This window comes from Rahnella aquatilis CIP 78.65 = ATCC 33071 (assembly GCF_000241955.1).
GTDB classification, from domain to species: Bacteria; Pseudomonadota; Gammaproteobacteria; order Enterobacterales; family Enterobacteriaceae; genus Rahnella; species Rahnella aquatilis.
In genome coordinates this window covers 2,874,551-2,894,992 of the sequence record NC_016818.1, presented here as the reverse complement: position 1 = coordinate 2,894,992, position 20,442 = coordinate 2,874,551, and the positions used below count along the sequence as shown (strand labels likewise).

The 20,442-nt window shown below is 39.3% G+C and carries 15 protein-coding genes and 2 pseudogenes; 5 read left to right on the top strand and 12 right to left on the bottom strand.

The annotated features are described in order from the left end of the window. Window positions 1–143: 143 nt before the first annotated feature. The 9 genes and pseudogenes from RAHAQ2_RS13055 to RAHAQ2_RS13020 all read right to left on the bottom strand — a co-directional run bounded on the left by RAHAQ2_RS13055 (window position 144) and on the right by RAHAQ2_RS13020 (window position 11,522). A complete protein-coding gene (locus RAHAQ2_RS13055; RefSeq protein WP_158309245.1) occupies window positions 144–2,540 on the bottom strand; it encodes an ATP-binding protein in 2,397 nt (798 codons plus the stop codon). A 95-nt stretch (window positions 2,541–2,635) separates the two neighbouring features. Next, window positions 2,636–3,454, bottom strand: coding sequence for a response regulator transcription factor (locus RAHAQ2_RS13050; protein WP_015697687.1), 819 nt, complete (start codon window positions 3,452–3,454; stop codon window positions 2,636–2,638). A gap of 1,750 nt (window positions 3,455–5,204) precedes the next feature. Then, window positions 5,205–5,399: a hypothetical protein gene (locus RAHAQ2_RS26210; protein WP_420802822.1), complete on the bottom strand. Its 195-nt coding sequence runs from the start codon at window positions 5,397–5,399 to the stop codon at window positions 5,205–5,207. Beyond that, window positions 5,351–5,775 (bottom strand): annotated as a pseudogene (locus RAHAQ2_RS13045) (IS5 family transposase); the annotation flags it as partial. The gene RAHAQ2_RS26210 and the pseudogene RAHAQ2_RS13045, both read right to left, overlap by 49 nt. A 539-nt stretch (window positions 5,776–6,314) precedes the next feature. Further along, on the bottom strand, window positions 6,315–7,649 hold the full coding sequence (locus tag RAHAQ2_RS13040; RefSeq protein WP_015697686.1) for a hypothetical protein: 1,335 nt from the start codon (window positions 7,647–7,649) through the stop codon (window positions 6,315–6,317). A gap of 13 nt (window positions 7,650–7,662) precedes the next feature. Further along, the gene (locus RAHAQ2_RS25540) at window positions 7,663–8,358 is read right to left on the bottom strand and encodes a hypothetical protein (protein ID WP_015697685.1); all 696 of its coding nucleotides are present in this window, start codon (window positions 8,356–8,358) and stop codon (window positions 7,663–7,665) included. A gap of 102 nt (window positions 8,359–8,460) precedes the next feature. Next, complete coding sequence (locus RAHAQ2_RS13030) at window positions 8,461–8,889, bottom strand: hypothetical protein (RefSeq protein WP_015697684.1); 429 nt, start codon at window positions 8,887–8,889, stop codon at window positions 8,461–8,463. Window position 8,890: 1 nt separating this feature from the next. Next, on the bottom strand, window positions 8,891–9,859 hold the full coding sequence (locus tag RAHAQ2_RS13025) for an Ig-like domain-containing protein (protein ID WP_015697683.1): 969 nt from the start codon (window positions 9,857–9,859) through the stop codon (window positions 8,891–8,893). A 121-nt stretch (window positions 9,860–9,980) separates the two neighbouring features. Further along, entirely contained in the window at window positions 9,981–11,522 is a 1,542-nt protein-coding gene (locus RAHAQ2_RS13020) for a hypothetical protein (protein WP_015697682.1), read from the bottom strand. Between the two features lie 257 nt (window positions 11,523–11,779). On the opposite strand from RAHAQ2_RS13020, the gene RAHAQ2_RS25535 reads away from it, so the two are divergent. Both RAHAQ2_RS25535 and RAHAQ2_RS24660 read left to right on the top strand, forming a co-directional pair. Next, window positions 11,780–12,166: an integrase core domain-containing protein gene (locus RAHAQ2_RS25535; RefSeq protein WP_158309244.1), complete on the top strand. Its 387-nt coding sequence runs from the start codon at window positions 11,780–11,782 to the stop codon at window positions 12,164–12,166. A 621-nt stretch (window positions 12,167–12,787) separates the two neighbouring features. After that, window positions 12,788–15,520 (top strand): inverse autotransporter beta domain-containing protein, encoded by a 2,733-nt coding sequence (locus RAHAQ2_RS24660; RefSeq protein ID WP_158309243.1) that lies wholly within the window; start codon window positions 12,788–12,790, stop codon window positions 15,518–15,520. A gap of 175 nt (window positions 15,521–15,695) precedes the next feature. Here the strand turns inward: RAHAQ2_RS24660 and RAHAQ2_RS24955 are convergent. Then, window positions 15,696–16,234, bottom strand: a pseudogene (locus tag RAHAQ2_RS24955) (transposase). A 583-nt stretch (window positions 16,235–16,817) separates the two neighbouring features. Here RAHAQ2_RS24955 and RAHAQ2_RS13005 point away from each other — a divergent pair. Next, complete coding sequence (locus RAHAQ2_RS13005) at window positions 16,818–17,366, top strand: inclusion body family protein (protein WP_015697680.1); 549 nt, start codon at window positions 16,818–16,820, stop codon at window positions 17,364–17,366. Window positions 17,367–17,548: 182 nt separating this feature from the next. Here the strand turns inward: RAHAQ2_RS13005 and RAHAQ2_RS13000 are convergent, their stop codons facing one another. Further along, window positions 17,549–17,902, bottom strand: a complete 354-nt coding sequence (locus tag RAHAQ2_RS13000) for a YcgJ family protein (protein WP_015697679.1) — start codon at window positions 17,900–17,902, stop codon at window positions 17,549–17,551. 315 nt (window positions 17,903–18,217) lie between these two features. Between RAHAQ2_RS13000 and RAHAQ2_RS12995 the strand changes: the two genes are divergently transcribed. Then, window positions 18,218–18,937 (top strand): hypothetical protein, encoded by a 720-nt coding sequence (locus tag RAHAQ2_RS12995; RefSeq protein WP_015697678.1) that lies wholly within the window; start codon window positions 18,218–18,220, stop codon window positions 18,935–18,937. A 92-nt stretch (window positions 18,938–19,029) separates the two neighbouring features. Continuing rightward, the gene (locus RAHAQ2_RS12990) at window positions 19,030–19,419 is read left to right on the top strand and encodes a VOC family protein (RefSeq protein ID WP_015697677.1); all 390 of its coding nucleotides are present in this window, start codon (window positions 19,030–19,032) and stop codon (window positions 19,417–19,419) included. 101 nt (window positions 19,420–19,520) lie between these two features. Here RAHAQ2_RS12990 and RAHAQ2_RS12985 read toward each other — a convergent pair whose 3' ends face one another. Further along, on the bottom strand, window positions 19,521–20,438 hold the full coding sequence (locus tag RAHAQ2_RS12985; protein WP_015697676.1) for an AEC family transporter: 918 nt from the start codon (window positions 20,436–20,438) through the stop codon (window positions 19,521–19,523). Between the last annotated feature and the right edge of the window lie 4 nt (window positions 20,439–20,442).

Here is a 20,442-nt window from a genome sequence, read left to right as displayed (position 1 = left end):
GTTATTATAACGGGAAGGCAGAATAGGGGAATGAACTGTTTCAACAACCTCAATGACGACCTGATAAATCCCAAAATGCAGGTGGAACTGAAACGGGTGTATTTTAATTGCGATAGCTTTAACACCAATCGCTTTTTATGGGCTTAATGAATAACGTTGTATGAGTTAGCATCGGAGATTACTTTAAGTATGGTTTTTAAGAGAATATCACCCCCGACTGGCTTTAGTAAGACACTATCAAAATAATAACCTGTCAAATCCAATTTAGATTCATATGGTTGGGCTGTAAGTAAAATAATCTTTATATCTGGTTGTGACGATTTTACATATCTTAAAAGCGATAACCCATTCATAACTGGCATTTTCAGATCGGTAATGATAATGTCTATCTTTTCCTTACTTAAAATATTACAAGCTTCAAGACCATTTTTTGCCGTGACTACATTAAATCCATAACCCAAAATAAAATCATATAAGTTTTCAAGGCTATTTTCTGCGTCATCTACAATAAGAAGTGAATATTTATCACAATCGATCAAGAAAGGGATGTGGCTTTCATTAATACAACTTTCAATTTGTGACTCATCTGAAATCATTAACTGAACATCAAACCAGCAAGTAATACCTCTTTGCTCTGAATTATGTTCAATATGCAATGCCGAGTTCATATTCTCAAGTAATTGCTTTACTATTGAAAGCCCCAGGCCACTACCTATCGTTGATTGGACATTGTCCCCACGAGTATAAGGCTGCATCATTTTATCTGTATCATCGGATGAGATTCCCGGACCACTATCTTTTACTGAAAACTTTACCTCAACGCATGATTCATCAATATAATTACATTCAATAGATAATAATATATCACCTTCCTCTGTATATTTAGCGGCATTATCCAACAAGTTCACGACAACTTGGCGCAGCCTGGTGTAATCAGCGATAACAACGGTGGGTAAAGTTTGAGATATTTGACTGGAGAAGTGATTTTTCCTTCTTGTTGCCAAAAATTTCCCTTCGATTTCTAACTGCAAGCAGAATGCATTGAAAAATTCTACTGAAGGGTTAAGTTCAATTGTTTTTAAATTATTTTTTGAAAACTCTACTAACTCTTTAATTAAATCTAACTGGTAATTTGCATGAAATTTAATAGAGTTTAACACTGAATGATTTTCCTTAGTACCAAGCATTGTTAAGCTATCAATTATTGCAACTAACGGGGAGCGCAAATCATGGCTAATATGAGCGAGTAAAACATTGCGCTCATTCAGAGACTCTTGCAGTTGTTTCGTTCTAATCTGAACTAAATCCTCAAGTTTATTATGTTCAAGTAGACGCTGCTCTGCTAATAGTTTTTCTGCTTTAAGGTGTCGCTTTCTGGTTTCAATAATAGTTAAAGAAAGTGTCAATAATAAAATTATTGTCCCTGGTCCAATAGAAAAAAGTCCCCTTATGTCTTGACTGGTTCTCCAGGGAGTATTCTCCAAATGGAGCATATATCGCAGAACAAATTGAATGGCCAGGAGGATTATCATTACCCACGCCATCCAGGAAAGATGTATTTTCTTTTTGATACCTACGATAACCGTTAAAGCGACAACAGGATATATTAATCGTAAAACTAAGAAGGAAAGCTCTCGGCCTTGAGTTGAATCAACTATAAGGGACCAGATATTGCATGCAAAATAGAGAGCTACAATGCAATAATAACATAACTTGACATACCATGTGGAGTATTGCACTTTGAGTAAAAACCATAAATACATCATTGTTAAGGCAAAACTTACTACCATTGTTGATGTTAATATAACCCTGAATGAAGATAGCATCCCTGGCAAGAAAATAAGGTAACCGTTTAACAATGCTGTAATAATTAGATATGACAACAAGGCCAAACTTTGAGAAAGCAACAGAAGGGAACGTGTTAACAATCCAACCCCAATTGTTATCAAAGAAATCACAAGTACAGCCCCTGCGACAAGCCCCCCGAAAACATTGGATTCTTGCTGAGATTCTATAAATTGCCCTGATGACCATAATTCAGGTTTGACTACCAGGGATAGATCTCCAGCAATTCTGACGAATACACTTATTTGACTTGATCCTATCAATTCTAATGGGAAAATTGGTTGAGTAGTCGCAATACTCCATTGTTGTAATAAAAAATCAGGCCCCGCTTTGAGTTCTTTCCATTGACCATTATTTATATAATATACTTGAATATTTTCAATTCTGGGGGAACCTACGCTTAACCATCTGGTACAATTAAAAAAAATTTTATTTTGAATTTGTATGTTGAGCCAATATGCTGACCTTGAATAATGTAGCATTAAGTTCGACTTCGAAAGTGGATAGAATTCAGTTGAATGTTTATTAATTATATTGTCTAACGTCAGTATTCCTGACTTATCTTCAAATATTGTTGTGGTTGGCTCAACATGGCCACTATCAATGCTGCATACGTCATCAAAAGCAAATGTATTTTGAGAGGGAAATATCCACATCATAGTAATAAATATAAAAGCAGTCGCTATTTTAGGCATGTGTTCCCCGCAAAATTGATCTAAAAACAACCCTTTCATGATCTGTTGGAGAGCAAGGTTTGTACATTTTTCTTCAGTTGCTTATTCGTTTGTATCTAGGAGTGCGTATGGTAAACGTTGTTATTAATACTTGTTCTGTGTCGACGGTATTCCATAGGTGTCAGTCCATGAGCCTTACGGAAGGAGGTGGTAAAGTTACATGCGTTTAAATATCCTGTTAAAGTAGCGATGTCCTGAATACACATATCACTGGATTTAAGCAGTTGTTTTGCTTTCTTTAAACGCACATCTCGGATATATTCAAAAACAGTCATGTTTAATTTCAATCTAAAAATTCGCGACAATTTTTTATCGTAAGTTCCAACAGAACTTGCAATGAGAGATAATGACAGGACATCTGATAAATGCCCATCAATGAACTTTATCGCAGCATGAAATAACACTGTATCATTTTCATCCCCTCCATGGATATCGGCGTCATCAATGATCAAATGGTGGGTTTTTTCTATAAGGAATATATTTTTTAAATTTAAATGTAACTTTATACGGGCTAATACCTCTTCAGCCTCACAAGGTTTAATAATATAATCTACCCCTCCTAATTCGAATCCCTTAAGTCGTTCATCCAGTAACCCGGAAGAAGTCAAAAAAATTACAGGTATGGTTTTTGTAGAAATACTTTCGCCCAACAGTCTGCTCATAGCAAACCCATCCATGCCTGGCATCACAACATCCAACAAAATCAAATCTGGTTTAAGAGCAATTGCATGTTGATAACCCGACTTTGCCGATTTTACTACTGTTACTTTCCATTTCTGCTGTAAGAGGATGTTAATAACCGACTTGATGTTGTCTGGATTGTCATCAACAATAAGAATATGAGGGGTTTTAATATCTTTCAATTCTGTATGCATCTCATCTGGCCTCTAGGTTAATTGTTACTAGCAGATTAAAAGGTATGTTTATAGAATTATACTAGACTTAACTCTCACAATCTTTCTTGCGTGGTTTATGCGTTTTTTATGGTGTTTACATTGAGTTATAGACTTCTACTCATTGCCTGGCAGATGTCATTTTTAGTTTGTTAAAAAATTTAGTTCATTAAAACATAAGGTAGTATAGCAACAAAAAACTCTATTTTAATGAGTCTTATCACAATACACAATTTACAAAATGAATTAGGCCAGGCAGTCAGGGATGCTGGCTTGTTTAACGCTCAATTAATTTTTTACTATCCCGATGTAAATTCCTACGGAATCATATGATTCCGTGAGTTAAGTTGCAGATACTGTGCAAATCTTGAGTTTATTCCTAACCGATTTTGTCACTATCTTGCTCAGTTGAACCGCTGGCTAAGGCACGGGAGGTAAAGTGGGATTGAAGCCGGGTTCTTAACTTTGCTGAATAATCCCAGACCTGCAATGCCATTAAAACGACGGTTTGCCTTTAACCTACGAAATTTTGAAGCCGTTTGCACAACGTCGCGAATACCCCATAGCCTAATTCATCAATATAATAGATTCCCGCTATTTCTCAGTCGTTATTTTTACTGTTCCCTAAGCCACTGCTTTCTTATCCAGTCACTCCTTAGTATTTCGACTTTTCTGAAGGCTTAAGTCTATCAGTCACTTAAGGTTGAGGATTAACATGTCAAAAACTTGTCGCTCTATATATAAAACATTGCATTGAAAATAGCAAGTTTGCCGCACTTTACTGGCAGAAAAACAGTTTCTTTTTAACTGAGGATACTGATGGTTTGTTCGTCCGGGAAGGGATCTTCATCGTGGGGCTTCACGTTACAGATGAAAATATTATCCACAAAGTTGTGTGTGAATTGATGGCGAATTAATCAGAAAATTCACTCACGAAACAAAACTTTCAGCAATACACTGATTAATAACAGTTTAATTTCCATCCTGCATATGTTTCTGGTGAGGAATTCGTTCCTAAAAAAATTTCATGATCTTCTCATTAAAGATTGCATTATCGATTCTCTCGTGCTTAGGCTTAGGTCATCGTTTCCATTATGGAAAACATGCTTTTCTTAATAAGGGATTCATTATGCCTGAGCCGTGTGTAATATATTAAGCATCTTAGATTTAGTGGGATTAATCATCGCAGTGTGCGTGTTGTTGCCTATTAATGAGGGCGATGCATTGTCTTTAAGACATAACCCTTCTGATAATAGCAATCGTTGTTGCCAGAGGACGATGAAGGCCACTACGCGACCCTTTTGTTGGTAATAAGTATCGTTATTTTCAATACATTATCATTTCTTTAAATCTATGAGTTAGTTGAGTTTATAAATACGTGAACTTATTTAATTAATTATTAATTGTTAATTTCAGTTGGAGTCAATAAGGTTTTCTTAAGTGGTGGTTAAAGTCCTTATTGCAATCTAATTCCTCGATACTGTTATTTCATCGCCATACTGCTCCGTTAAAAATAATTTGGTATTTATTATGCAATTACACGCACTACTTGAAAAATCTTTTATTCTAAAAAATACAGTTGGGTTGAGCATATTATCCCCCCTTACAACGAGTCTGCGCAGGGATATCAACATTGTGGGTTGCAACGGCGGGGTGTCATTATGAGTAAAGCTCAAAGTGGCTTTGTTGAATAAATCGGATTTAGATAACAGGTCACCTGTCAGTCATTTTCTCAGATAATCCGTACACTTTCGGGCACACCTGTACGCGTCATTTTGTTTAAAGCACGGACGATGGCCATAGCTTCTCCGACTTTTGCCTCGTAATCCAACAGGGTCAGATGACCACCAAACTGTTGTTTAACCAGGTGCATCGCCGTTTCCGCCAGACGTGGCGCTTTTCCTGACCGTGTTTTTTCACCTTCCATTCGCCTTCACCGAAGATTTTTAAGCCAGTGGAATCGATAACGAGCTGGGCAATCTCGCCGCGCATGGGGTTTTTGAAAGGAATATTGACGGACACTTAGCCCGTCTGCTGACGCAGGAATAATCCGGGCAACGGAGCGGGAGCTTCATTAAGGTAAAAATGGAATCAATGAATCCTTGAGCGGCGCGCAGCGTGAGGCGAAAGAGGCGTTTGAGCATCTGTACTGTGGAAATAGCGAGCGCAGAATAACGTTGTGGACGACCACGTGACGGCGTTTTTGGTTCGTCGTATCAGTCCCGAATAGCCAGTTCATCCAACCAGAATGTCAGTGAGCCTCGATTGATGAGCGCCTTATTGTAGGCTTTCCAATTGGTGATTTAGAACTTTTGTTTTGCCACGGGGTACCACTACAGGGGCAGTGATGTGGTGATCTGACCCTGATTGCTGCTAAAAGTCCGATTTATTCAACAAAGCCAATATCCCATCGTAGATGTCCAAATATTATTATTTATTTGACGGTAGCCAATACGTTATGTAATCAGATGCACCGGTATCAAACCTTCATAGGTAAAAACATGGACAGCATATTCGACAAGGTAGGGATGTGCTCAAAAAATGCGAAGGTGAGAAATACCTCTTTCTCTATCGCTCACCCCGCCAAAAAAAATTCTCTGATTCATGAATTAACAATGAATAGTTGATCACACCGATGAAAAACTGATGCGCTGCTCAAAAAGTAATCTCCGATAGTATTTTATGGTTGAAGAAATAGTTTAACTAGAAATAATTCCCAATATTCAAATTGTACTTAAGTTTAATTTTAACATACAACCTCATTTATTTAAAATAAAAATATTAAAGATACGCATCTTGATATATAAGAAGTGACTTTTCAATTTAAGTTAAGGGTTTTATTTTAATACCATTTTGGCTCTGAAAAAAAGATTGGAATATCGATACTATCTTTTGTATCAGGCAGTGAAATTGTGATTATATTATTTTCCACATTATCATTGATAATATTGAAAATAACCACGCCATTTTTTAAGATATCTACATTTGTTGGTTTTTGATAACACCCAACGATAGAGCTATTCCCATTTGCAGAAACTACGATTTGGTTCCCGCTATAGGTATCTCTATCGATTAGAATATAAAAAATGCAACTTGAGCGGCCGTCAGCCAACGCAGCAGTAGTGAAAGCATAAGCTTTGAAAGCACCAACACCATCATGCCAAAGATAAAAAGTTATATTTTCCAGGTTAGCTTGTAAAGCCCCGTCAACAGAGCCAATTGTACAATTTACAACATTTTTATCATAACTAAGTACTGAAAATTGAGCCAAACCAAAACTATCAGGCGTGAATCTATATTCTGAGTTAGTTGAATTTATATCTATTCCCCCTGTTGAATTACCGTAAATTAGCCCGTTATCTATTGTTGCAATTAACTCTTTACCGGGTTGAGAAAAAACAGTAACAGTATTATGTGGGAAATAATTGGAAATAATATCCGTGCTCAAAGGGGAGCCATAGGTAGAATGAGTTCTAATGTATGGGATATCCTCAAGGTTCACCATAGTTGTGCCAGGAGTTGAAGTTGTATTCTTATTGACAATATATATCCCCATCCCAGTCCCATTTTGACCTAAACATACCACATACTTAATTGGGACAATAAACTCTTTATACCCTTGAGCGACATCATTAACTGAGATGGTCGTGGTATACTCCCATTTCGAATCATTAATATAATTCCCCTGAGCATCAGTTCCTGACCAAGAGAAAGAAATGCAATCTTCTTTTTTCATGGTTTCATATTTGATGCGAACAATAAGGCCGCTCTCCGCTATCAACGATGAGAAGGAAACAATAAAGTTAACTGAATCGGGGAAATAGGGAGGGGGGAACTTTATTGATGGTGAGTTTTTGATGATGGCTTGTACCACATTTGATGACCCATCAATGTTTCCGCTAAAGTCAGTGGCATTATATCCAATATCATACGCGCCATCTGGTATATCAGAAAAAGGAATATAAATCTCATTGGGGAAAGTAGCAGGTTGAGGTATTGTTAAAGGGGTGGAGAGGATATTGTTAGCAAACCCAACCAAGGTATCGTATGGTTTAGGAACATACTTGTCAAGTCTAATAATCAGAGTGTTCTTTTCTTGGATTTTTGCAATGTCAATAATACCATTTTTATCCAATTGTGGTAAAAAAGGAGCTGGTAAAGAATTTTTCGTGAGCATAATGAATTCCACATTAAATGTCTAAAAATGAAATGTCAAAATCCACATTATCGCCATCGGACGTTGCGGTTAGTTGGACATGGTATGTGTTTTTCTTTGCGCAAACTAAATCTATCGTTGCGGAGCCATCTGAAAGTAAGGGTATATCTGCATAATTTTTTTTACCAACACATGTTGTTTTACGACCAACAATTTGAACAGGTACGTCAACAGTTATTGTAACGTGATCCACTCCATTCCTTTCACGATCGACAAGAAGATAGATGCTACACGGCGTTTTGTTATCTCCAGGAGCACCTGTAGTGTAGTTATAAGCAATAAATTCTATAGCTAATGTTGATTCCATGTAACCTAGAAAAATAAGTGGGTAAGTTAATATGGGGATGCTGCCATCCAAAGAAGAAATTGTCAGTGATGCACTTAAATCGAAATTCATTTCAATCATCGAAGATAAAGGTGCCTGTATCCGAAAACTAGCCTCACCATCCTCATCACAACTAAAAGGGATAGAGGATGACCCTTTAGTCCCGTGGTCATCCAAGAAATAAACATTTCCAGATACACTTGCAATAAGGGGGATTCCAGGCGTTCCGTAAACAGTTACAATGTTTGATGGATTAAGATTAGGATAATTAGTTATATCGGAAGGTGCAGCATTCTGCGTAATGATACACTTATGTACTGCTGATAATATGGATTGATTATTCATAGCATTCCTCTAATAAAAAAGGTAAGAAAAATATTTATAAGAGCTAAATATTTAATAATGAGGGATAAATGGCACGCCTCAGTAGGTGTACCATTGTATAAATTAACCCTCTGTTTTCCAGGAAACTATATTGAAATAAATATCATTATAATCATCATCATTTTCATCTTCATAAGCTAAACTCACCACCGAACCAATTGGAGTTCCATCATCAGATGTAAGCATAGTAACTGATTTCTGAAATTTCTTGACTGAGTTATTATTTTCGAGAACAAGAAGCTGTAGATTATCACCTACCATTCTATCATGACTAACACTCAAGGGCGGATCAATATTTCTGCTTTGTTTTTCAGCGTCAATATAAGTTTTTTCGGAATCTCTTAAAATCACGTGAACTCGGTTTGCCGCTTGAGTGGTGCAGATCCATGAAATATAATCACCTTTAGCAAAAGTTGAAAATAAGAAAGGCTTTTGATCCGATTCAGAATTAGTGATTTTTTCACTTGATTGTTCGACTATAATACTTTTCATTTTAATCTCCTAAAGTATTAGCGTTCTTAGGATCTTGGCCAATTACAATGGCCAAGGAACCACAATAACCTGACGCATTTATGGTAAGCAACCCAGAATCTCCTTCATTACCCGATAAGTCTATATTAAAGGTACCAGTATCAATGTCGGTTTTATTGTCAAATCGTAACATTTTAAAAATATTATCTATTCCAGGCTCAACGCTGACATTTTTTCCTTTTAAAAGTTTTTCCTTTTCATCTCTGGCAGCTATTACTGCAGTTTCAAGCTTACGCTGAGGATTCCAGTATACAGACACGAGCCTAAAATCTCCCTCCTTAACCGGTGGTACAATAGGAAGGAATGTCACACTGACGGTTGCAGATCTTCCTCCTGCGGTTGCAGTTATTGAAAACTGACCAGGTGTTCTGCTAGTAAGATTTGTCGATGATTTTCCATTTTGATCGGTTAGAACTTTAGGAGTTACAATGGTTACCTCATTGGAGGTAGAAGTAAAGTCGACCTCGATATCCTGTGATAGTGAATGTCCGTTTTCATCATACACGGTAGCAATGATCCTATCTTCTGCTGAGCCATTAGCAATTTGATTATCCGTAACTGTTTGCAGGGTAAGAGATGAAACCTGCGGATTAATAAATTCCAGCTCCAAAGAAGGTGCTTTTATTGAGCTATCGGCATATAAGCAAGCGTTAAGTTTAAATTTTCCAACTTTCTTATTGACTGCTGATATTTCTACCTTTGCTCTTCCAAGGATATCCGTTGAAACAATAATCTCTTGCGGGGTTTTAGAATGATCAGAGAACTTAATATCCGTTCCATCTAAGGTGAATTTAATATATTTGTTAGGCATCAAATAATTATTTTTGCTTACCTTGAGTGCTACTTTTATTTTTTTTAAATAGGACTCCTTCCTAATTCCTGATATCCAGGTTAACTTGAGTTCTTTATCTGCTGAGTTTTGAGTTGACATTTTTTACCCTTTTAAGCAGAAGATTACAATGGAACAATTCATCTAAGGCACTTAATGTGAAGTGTCACCAAGATATTAATATATGGAAATAGTAGCGCTTAATATAAGCGCTAACGGAAGGTTAAACACTGCCTGGTGCGGTTGTATCCAGATAGCCGCTCCAGGGTTCAGAATAATTATCATCTACATGATATTGAAATGAAATATCTCCAGGGTACCCATCCGGGCCTGATTCATAACCGGTAAATTTTGAAGCAAGGATGTGAATTTCAGCATAGGTTTTAGCAATATCCGCGTCTGTTACTAATTGAGGTGTAGGGGGGAATTGAAGCGTTACAGCTTTTTTGTTTTCCTGAGGATCCCAACCATCAGTCTTCATCTCAATTTGAATATATTGTCCTTTATTTACATATCCTGGAGAAGTTGAGACCGGAACGCGGATAGTGATGCCTCCAATGATATCATCAGCGTTAATTCTATGATCAGTTATTTCATGTTGAGAGCCATCATAAACAGTAACAACTTTTTTATATGGCCTATTTTGATTTTTATCTGGCTTATTTGGTGCTTGACCTGTCAACTTAATATGAAGCGGTATTGATTGAGAAATGCTAAGGTTACTATCTCGAACGTAATAGTAAATATCATAATCCCCAACTCTAGGGAAAGCGTCGTAAGGAATAAATGCGAAAGGCTGTATGCCCCATTTATAATCTTCAGGAAATGTACCACTGTTTAAAAACGTATCTTTCTTGTTTTTTGTATCAAAGGCTATTATATAGGCAGTGTCAGTAGGAAAGTGACCCGTATATTCCGGAATTACAACGCGGAATTCTGAATTTAAATCATGATTGGTAGCATCAAGAATGTCACCTTTTAATTCTGGGATTATGATAGCTTTAAGTTTTTTACCAGTAAGTGTTTCTACTGTAGTAATTAGTACACTTTGTGATGCAGGATCCTTTAGTACTTCATTAAGATTAACGTATATTTCAGCTAAGCCAGCTTGACTGCTAGTTACTCTTTTGTCAGCGAAGATTAATAGATTAATTGTTCCTGATGTATCGGTGTTTACATAAAATGCAGTACCACCATCTTTACTTGGTTTTATTTCATCACCAATGGTTGTGCTTCCGCCGGTATTTGTTGCTTTAAATAACCTTATCGCTGTTCGATTGGCATCAACGACTAATGGAAATTGATAGTTAGCCAAACTTTGATTATTATTATCACGAGCATTTAGTTGCATCGATACGTGCATGTGCGTGTCAATGTCTGGTATTGCTGGAAAAACTACCGGATTAGGATCTTTTATAAATCCTCCACTAATGATGGGGGATAGAGCGTCTTGGTCTATTGTATTAATATCATAAGCAGTAAATGGGTGAGTGTCTGTATCTGCATTCAATGTATTAGCTATAGTAAAGGAGGGTGGATTTGTTGCATTACGATCGATTGTCAAATCAACGAAAGCTTGTATAGTGTTTGGATCAGGATAAGTTTGTAGTTCTATTTGGGAATATAATATACCATCAGTAGCCCCAAGTTTTAAAAGCTTATTACCCACTGCTGAAGCTGCTTTGTATGTTACTAGAATTCGAACGGATTGCCCTTTGATGACAGCGGCATTTTTAGGTACGTCGTAGGAATAGATACCAGGCATAATTTTTTCCTTTTGATAATTTCGTGATTGTTTATATAAAAAGTTGATGTAATTAATACACCTTCAAACCTCATATCAATGAAAAGGTTGAGTCTTACTACCTTTTCTATATGTCGTACTCTTTATGAAAACGGTAGATAGTTTAAGTCAACAACATTTTTTAAATAATTTTAATCGAAAAGGGGTTTTGTTGAATAAGTCGGGTTTAGATAAAACTGCCCCCTCTCAGTTATTTCCTCAGGCGTCCTTCACCGCAGTTGCTGAAAACTGATAATAGTTCTGTATTTGCAGGGAAAAAACTGGACAGGTGGGGATATGAAAGAAGGATAAGGATCGACTTCTCACGCCTGGGAACACCGACGGACAACGCTACGGTCGAGTACTTCAACGGCAGGTTGCGGCAGGAATGCCTGAACGAGAACGGGTTCATGTCTTCGGAGGATGCACGGTGCAAAAACGAGGCCTGGCGCATACACGATAACCAGAGTCGTCCCCATTCTGCGCTGGGCTGGATGACCCCGTCAGAATTTGCTGAGAAGTCTGCCGGTTGCCAGAATACACAACCAACACAAAGCCGGTTATTCCTGATTATGAATGGATCACATACGGGGAGCGGGTCAGAAGCCGGTTATTCCTCATTATGAATGGATCATATACGGGGAACGGGTCAAGGATCCGACATGACTAACTGAGCGTTTTATCTAATCCTGGGGGCAGGTCAAAACGAATAAAAAAACTGAACTACCCACTTTTATTATCCTGTGATTAGTCTGCTCACAATTTTTATATCGCCTATTGCATTTATACCTCTCTCGTGATTAGGCTCATTCCGATGATTGATTCCATTATGGAAAGGCTGGTTTTCCTTAATACATATGTTAGTTGCAGTACACTTTTGTTTAGAATGTTCAATATCATATAAATAGAGGTGCTTCCTATAGCAAAAAGTTATAAAACAGGCAACATAAATGGTCGAGTGTTTTTTAAAGATTAGTAATTTCAGATAAATGTAGTGAAGCAGAATATATTCATCATAAAACATCATTCCCATTTAGATCTAAAAAGTAAAGCGAGCCAATTTTTTTAAAAGGGTTATCCGCGATTATATTATTAGTCCATCAACCTCAAGTTGGTGTAAGAAATCTCATTTTACGGTCAAGAATTGATGGTCAAAAATCATGAAAACAACTGCTGCTAAACACACTATACATAATCTATGCTCCTTTAGGACGATGTTCACTGTCTACTTTATAATGCAGTGTATATTGTCACTGGCCTTTTTTTACCCCCCGCAAGCAGTTGCTGAAGAAAATGCATCTCAAAATCCAGTGGGTAAGTATGAAAATTATACTTACGATACTGAACCCTATGTTCTTTCTTATGGTGAAACTGTTTCAACTGTTGCCATTAAACTAGGAATTCCTTTGTCGAAACTTCGCGAAATCAATGAGTTCAGAACATTTTCTCATGGTTTCAATCACTTGAAGCAAGGTGATGAAATTGACATTCCCTTACAATCATCAAAATCTCGTTTTTTTTCGGCCTCAGAACAAAATGGAAATAGATCAGTCAATAAAGCCCCTGACAAATTTGCCAATACACAATCTGTAGCAAATATAGCTTCTCAGACTGGTACTTTTTTTTCACATGATCCGAATAGCACAACTGCATCTTCAATGGCATTAGGACTCGCTTCCAGTGAGGCGAGTGAGCAAGTTCAGCACTGGCTAAGTCATTTTGGGACTGCAAAAGTCAAAATCGGTACTGACCGAGATCTCTCTCTTGATAATTCTGAGCTAGATTTATTATTGCCCGTTTTTGAAAATAAAGAATTTCTCTTATTTAACCAATCAAGCATTCATCGTACCGATGACAGAAGCCAAATAAACTTCGGGCTTGGTTTACGTAGTTTTGATTCTTCCTCAATGTATGGCGGAAACATTTTTTTGGATGATGATTTATCCAGGGGCTATGTTCGTACAGGTTTAGGGATCGAATACTGGCGTGATTTTGTTAAACTAGGTGCGAACAGTTATATCCGCATTACAAACTGGAAAGATTCGCCAGATGTTAGAGATTATCAAGCACGCCCGGCGAATGGTTGGGACTTACATGCTCAAGCATGGTTACCAGATGTCCCTCAGTTAGGGGCGAAATTGAAATATGAGCAGTATTATGGAAATGAGGTTGACTTGTTTGGTAAGGAACACCGCAAACGCAACCCAAATGCTATTTCTGCTTCTATTAACTATACTCCAATACCTTTGGTCACATTTAGTGCTGAGGAGCGTCAAGGTAAATCCGGTCAGAATGACTCTCAACTAAGTATGCAGTTAAACTACAAAATTGGTGTGCCGTGGCAGCAACAAATTACAACTGATTATGTATCAACCATGCGTACATTGGCTGGCTCACGTTATGATCTTGTTGATCGAAACAATAATATAATACTTGAATATCGTAAAAAAGAGACTATCCGCCTGCGTGTAGCTAAACTAATTACTGGTTATCCTGGTGAAAAAAAACCATTAGAAGTTAGTGTTGATAGTAAGTATGGTTTGGATCGAATTGAATGGGTTGCTCCCGAATTTTATTCTAATGGTGGAAAAATTACACAACTAAATTCAAATAATTATGTAATAACCCTCCCCTATTACCAGTTTGATGGGAAATCGGTTAATGCATATATAATCAATGGCACCGCAATTGACTTAAAGGGAAATCACTCTCGCAAAAGTGAGACACAAGTTAGTGTCATGGCCCCGGTAATAAGCCAAGATAAAAGTACTTTTTTACCAAACGCAAGTAACCTTCCTGCGGATGGGAAAAGTACTCAACTTTTAGTGCTCACACTCAAAGACAATAATGATAATTATATTGATGTACCCACATCGTTCTTAAAATTTATAATCAGCTCCAGGAATAACTTAAAAACAGTTGTTTCTGAACCGATCAAAAAATCCCCCGGTATTTATGAAATAACTATTACTGCAGGCAGCAGTCCAGACCTTTTGACTATCACTCCTGAACTAAATGATTATAAATTGCCCTCTTCTAAAGTAAACATAGAGAGCTCAGTACCGGGCGGGACACTGTCAGGCCTGACCGTCTCCCCCGCCTCCGTGCCCGCCGACGGTGCCACGCCCGCCACCCTGACCCTGACGGTCCGCGATGCTAACGGCAATGCCATAACCGGCCAGGCCGCGCAGGTCGCCTTCGCCGTTCGCGACAGCAACGGCACGGCGCCGGCCACTGGCCGCGTCACAGTCAGCGCCCTTACCGAGACCGGCACCACCGGCGTTTACACCGCCACCCTCATGGGGATCCAGGCCGACACCTTCACCGTGACACCGCAGTTCGGCGGCAACCCGATTGGCAGCCTGCAGGGCACGGCTACTCTGGCCGCAATTCCACAACTTAGCGGTATTGACGTCCAGGGCAATGATTTGGCATTAAGTGTGGCCTCAACATTGGGTTTCCCTGGAACAGGATTTAAAGGTGCATCCTTCGCATTTGATATTAGTAATGGTGATGCAAAGGATTTTGACTGGGTGTCTGATGCTACATGGGTTTCTGTAGATACCAACGGAGTAGTGACCTTTACCGGCAAAGGTAATAAAAACAAGGTCACTATTACAGCAACGCCAAAAAATGGTAAGGGAGAAAAGCAACTTTATGAATTTACAGTTAAAAAATGGTTTACGAATATTGCAGATTTAAAGAATCACGATGATGGAGTTAACTATTGTCAACAAAACTCAGCAGAAATGCCTGGCTTTGATGATTTAACCTCTTCGGATGGAAATAATCAACCCGGTCATTTGGGTGAATGGAGAGACCTGAGTAAATATAATGGTGGGGGCTTCGTAAGTGATACCTACTGGACTACATATAATAGTCCAAATGGATACTGGGGATACAATGTATCTCTAAATATCATGGCGGATGATATGACTGGCAATAATCTTGTTAACGTAATGTGCATGGAACCATTATAGGTTATTAGACACGTGTGCTGCGACAATAGTGGCAGCACATGCCATTTAATGGCCTACTAAATTAAGAGCATATGCTTATAACTTATTATGCAAAGGGCTTTCTTTGCGGCGCCTTTTTCGAGGCTTTGTTGAATAAGTCGGATTTAGATAAAACTGCCCCCACTCAGTCATTTCCTCAGGCAGTTCGTACACTTTCTGGCATACCTGCACGCGTTATTTTGTTCAATGCATGGTTCATGGCCATAGCCTCACCAACCTGCACATCGTAGTCACGCAGCGTCAGGTGCCCACCGAACAGTTGTTTAACCCGGTACAATTCGCCTTCACCGAAGATTTTTAAGCCGGTGGAATCGATAACGAGCTGGGCAATCTCGCCGCGCGTGGGGTTTTTGAAAGGAATATTGACGGACACTTAGCCTGTCTGCTGACGCAGGAATAATCCGGGCAACGGAGCGGGAGCTTCATTAAGGTAAAAATGGAATCAATGAATCCTTGAGCGGCGCGCAGCGTGAGGCGAAAGAGGCGTTTGAGCATCTGTACTGTGGAAATAGCGAGCGCAGAATAACGTTGTGGACGACCACGTGACGGCGTTTTTGGTTCGTCGTATCAGTCCCGAATAGCCAGTTCATCCAACCAGAATGTCAGTGAGCCTCGATTGATGAGCGCCTTATTGTAGGCTTTCCAATTGGTGATTTTGAACTTTTGTTTTGCCACGGGGTACCACTACAGGGGCAGTGATGTGGTGATCTGATCCTGATTGCGGCAAAAGTTCGATTTATTCAAAAAAGCCCAATAAAGTTTGAAAACTGCTTAAAAAGAGGCAGATAGAGAGTAAGCGTTATTTCAGTACCGTGGAAGAGCCTGAAATACCTGACAAGCTAGTGGACACAAAATGAGGTAGAGGCTAGCCATAAAAGAGTCACTTCAATACTGAAGAAAAACAATTATTTAATCGTACACCTAATACCATCTGAATCGCCACAGCTAAATTAACAACCAAACTGATTGCTTATCCGTATCTCCCGTGTACATAAACAAAGGGTATCTCTGGGCTAGTGATAAATAGTGGGTGACGATATTTGCTGTTTGCACCTACTGAGCTAATAAGTCGCGAAATCGATGCAACTTTTGCGAGTTTTTCATTTACTTTATGCATAAGTAGCCAGAGGTTTATAGTTTTAATTTTACTAAATAACAGGCGTTTGGAAAGCTATCAGCGTGATGCTTCATTCACCAGCAGATTTGGCTTTCCTCGCAAGAAGAGTTGTTCCTTTCTAATTGATTAGGAGTCACTAAGATGGAAATCGTTGATGTTTTGATTGCCGTTGACGCACCACGAATAATTCGTGATTTTCATAAAAATGATGTTGCAAAAACAGGGCAATATCAAAGCCTTGGGGAGGCGCATGGTTATATATACATGATCGCTACATGGTATCATGCGCGGGATGAAGCAGATTCGGAACTTGATGTCTTCGCTAAGCAAGGCGACAAAATCCGGTGGCGTATGACGACCCTCTCAATGGGGGGCAATTATCAGGGAGTGATCACGGGGTTTGTCATCAATAATGGGGCGGTAAATATCACTCCGCCTGTGCTCGGAAGGGAAACGATTATAACTCCGCAGCTTGATGCGGTCTCGAATAGGGTTATTCTCACCTCAAAAGAAGATGTATTTTGGGAATCAACCGTACTGAAAACGGGTAAGGTAACCTACCACACCAAGTTCCAACTCTACGTAGGTGGTGGTGGTGGTGGTGGTGGTGGTTGTGAAGGTAGTAATGGTGGCGGTGGCGGCGGAAATGATCCGTGTGGCGGATACCACTGGGATCCATTCATCAACTAACATGCCTGTTTAAAGCCTTTTTTTAAAAACAGAAGCCCTATGCATCATTGTGCAATAGTGGCTTCTAGATCTTTTATCTGGCTTATTTATGATCTTCCCAAAACCAAACCCTGAGCTTCTAGTCCCGCTGCTCAGAGAGTTGCCGTTCATTTCTTCCCTATCCTTGCAAAAGACAAAATGCTCTAACGCGCTTTATCGAAAATTTTTGCAGTCCATGTAGACTCATATTTATCCCCTGTTCGTGGATAAAAACGATCTGAATAACACTGTTTATCTTCGGAAACACAATGTACGCCATTACTGAATGTATATTCTCCAAGGTCAATTCCCGTACCATCCCCCAGACTTTTTTGTAATGTCCGCTGAGCTTGTTTCCCCAAATACTGCGCGGTGAATCTCATGGAAATACCCTGATTATCCACACAGAAATTGGCCTTTTTATCGCATACTACGCCTTCAGTGGGGGAAAATACGGCCGCTGCAAAGGAGAAGGTCGATCCCCCCAGTAACGCCGCCATTAAAATGATTTTTTTCATTCTACCTTCCTTTTAAATCTTGCCGAACGTAACCATGCAAAACTTTCTCATCAGTATTCAATATATAATAATGATTTGGTTTCGGTGACATTGCTAGTATGAATTATCCATTACCAACTATGTGCGGAGTTTCATGGATACGTGTCACACTTTTTCAACAAAAAAATTGCATTATGGGTTCTGACGTTAGTATCAATTTACTGAATAAAAATTTTGGACGCGTAAAAGATAACATTATGCATAATTACGGATGATATTAATTTAAAATGCATATTTCCATGAAGCTTTTAGCCATTTATAATGTAAGGGGAAGTGATGATAAACCGCACCGAAAGGTTTTATTTGCACAATAAACATCCGATGCAAACAACTGACGATGCCCAGGGAAGCTATCTTGCGCAGATAGATATTGCTAAAAATAAAGGTAGGATAAGGAAGTTCAAGACAAAGTGGACTGTTCCTTCCCATCCAGAATATGTGTGGGATCAGAACGGGATACCCATTTCGCTTTTTCTTTGGAATGGGCTTGAGTCATCTGATTATAAAGGGATAATTCAACCAGTGCTTGCATGGGCGGATGGCTGGTATGCCTGCACAGTTTATACAGATGACAATGGGCATTACAATTATTCTCCTTATTTCCTGGTAAAAACAGGGGAGGAGCTTGAAGGTGTTATAGAGTATAAAGGCTCGTCAGGGGGAGTTGGTATCCAAACAACTTACCATTATGAAGTGCGTTTTAGCGGTGAGAGGTTTAAACATTTAACGCAATCAGTTACCACGACAAAAAATTATGGTATGGCATTGCTTTGTTTCGAGCCTTATACTGATAATTATAAATATTTTCCACCCGACCTGCTTATTAAAATGCATGATATTTCCCTTGATGTTATGTTTTCTACTCCCCCGAATACTCCGTTGAAATGGTCTTTCGTTGACAGTGAACAATACAAGCCAGAAACGCCATCAGGAATCAACGGCAAGATAGTTAAAAATGAAATAAATAATGGAGAGATAGATTTTTATTTCCGTTAATTTGACCAGAATATCTTCGTAAGGTAACGGCATCTTATTGGGCTTCAGACCCCTTATATTGCATACTCTTCTTCGCTGACAGGAATATAAGAATGATTGATCACACCGGATTCAGCGTCACCAATCTTGAAGTAAGTAAACTTTTTTACACGCATGTTCTGGAAAGCCTTGGTCATCTTGCCCGGCTTGAAATCCCTGAGAAGGCGGTAGGTTTTGGTCCTGCCCGACCCGATGAAGGTGCAGACCCGGGAGGCGGATTCTGGATCACGCAGGGTACGCCATCAACGCCCCGAATGCATCTTGCTTTCAGTGCAAAAAACAAAGAGGAAGTGGATGCATTTCACTGTATTGCCCTCCGGTCCGGTGGAAAAGATAATGGTGCGCCGGGATACAGGCCTCGTTATCATTCCGGATATTACGCCACGTTTGTCCTTGATCCTGACGGTTATAATATTGAGGCGGTTTACCATGAGACGCGATAATGAAGAACGGCTCGGAAGTGTTTAAAGTCATTGTGCTCGGGGCCATGATGAGAAGGATAGGGGTTTAGACCAGAGAGCCCCTATCCCGGTTTTGTTAACGTTTAGAGCGTAACGGTGCTCAGAATATACGCCACGCTGAACACTGATAGCAACGTCGACCAGGTAATGATGGATGCCATTGCTTCATGATCCCCCCCCATCTGCCGCGCCAGGATGTAGGCATTGCCTGCACAAGGAACCGCGGAGTAAAGAATGGCAATGTGGGCTGCCATGCCGGAGGCACCGAAATAGTGGATCAAAGCGATGGTGATCAACGGCATTGCTATCAGTTTTAGCAGGGTTGCGTATGAGATGAAAACCAACTTTCGGATATGCATACTGATGATCAATCCCGCGCCGACGGACATCAGGCTCAATGGCGTGGCGGCGTTAGCCAGATACAGGAACACCTGTTTGATCGACCCGGTGATATGCACGTTGCACATGTTTACCACAACTCCCAGTAGCGCGCCGATAATGAGCGGATTTTTTGTCAGTGCCAACAGGGCACCGGTAAGGCTTTTTTTGTTGCAGCTTCCATAATAATTCATCACCAACACGCTCATAATGTTGGTCAAAATAATCATGTACGCCACAAAGAAGCTGGACAAAGCCACTCCTTTACTGCCGAACAATGATTGAGACAGTGCGATAAAAACATAAGAATTATATCTAACTCCACCCTGAAAAATAGAGGTAAACAGTTCGGGTGGGGTATCAAAGAGTAATTTCCCGGCAAAAATAATCAGTGCGACCGTCAATGTAGCAATAATCGTCGCCATTACCGGATAAAAACTTTCCGCCCCGCTGAAGTCTGCCTCGCTGACATCCAGTATTAATAGTGCCGGGAAAAATAAATAATAAACAAATTTTTCAGAAAAACTCCAGAATACAGCAACATCCTTTATATAAAATTTTGACAAAAAACCAAGAAAGATTAACAAGAAAATGGGTAATATGGAAAGAAAAACATTTAACATCGAT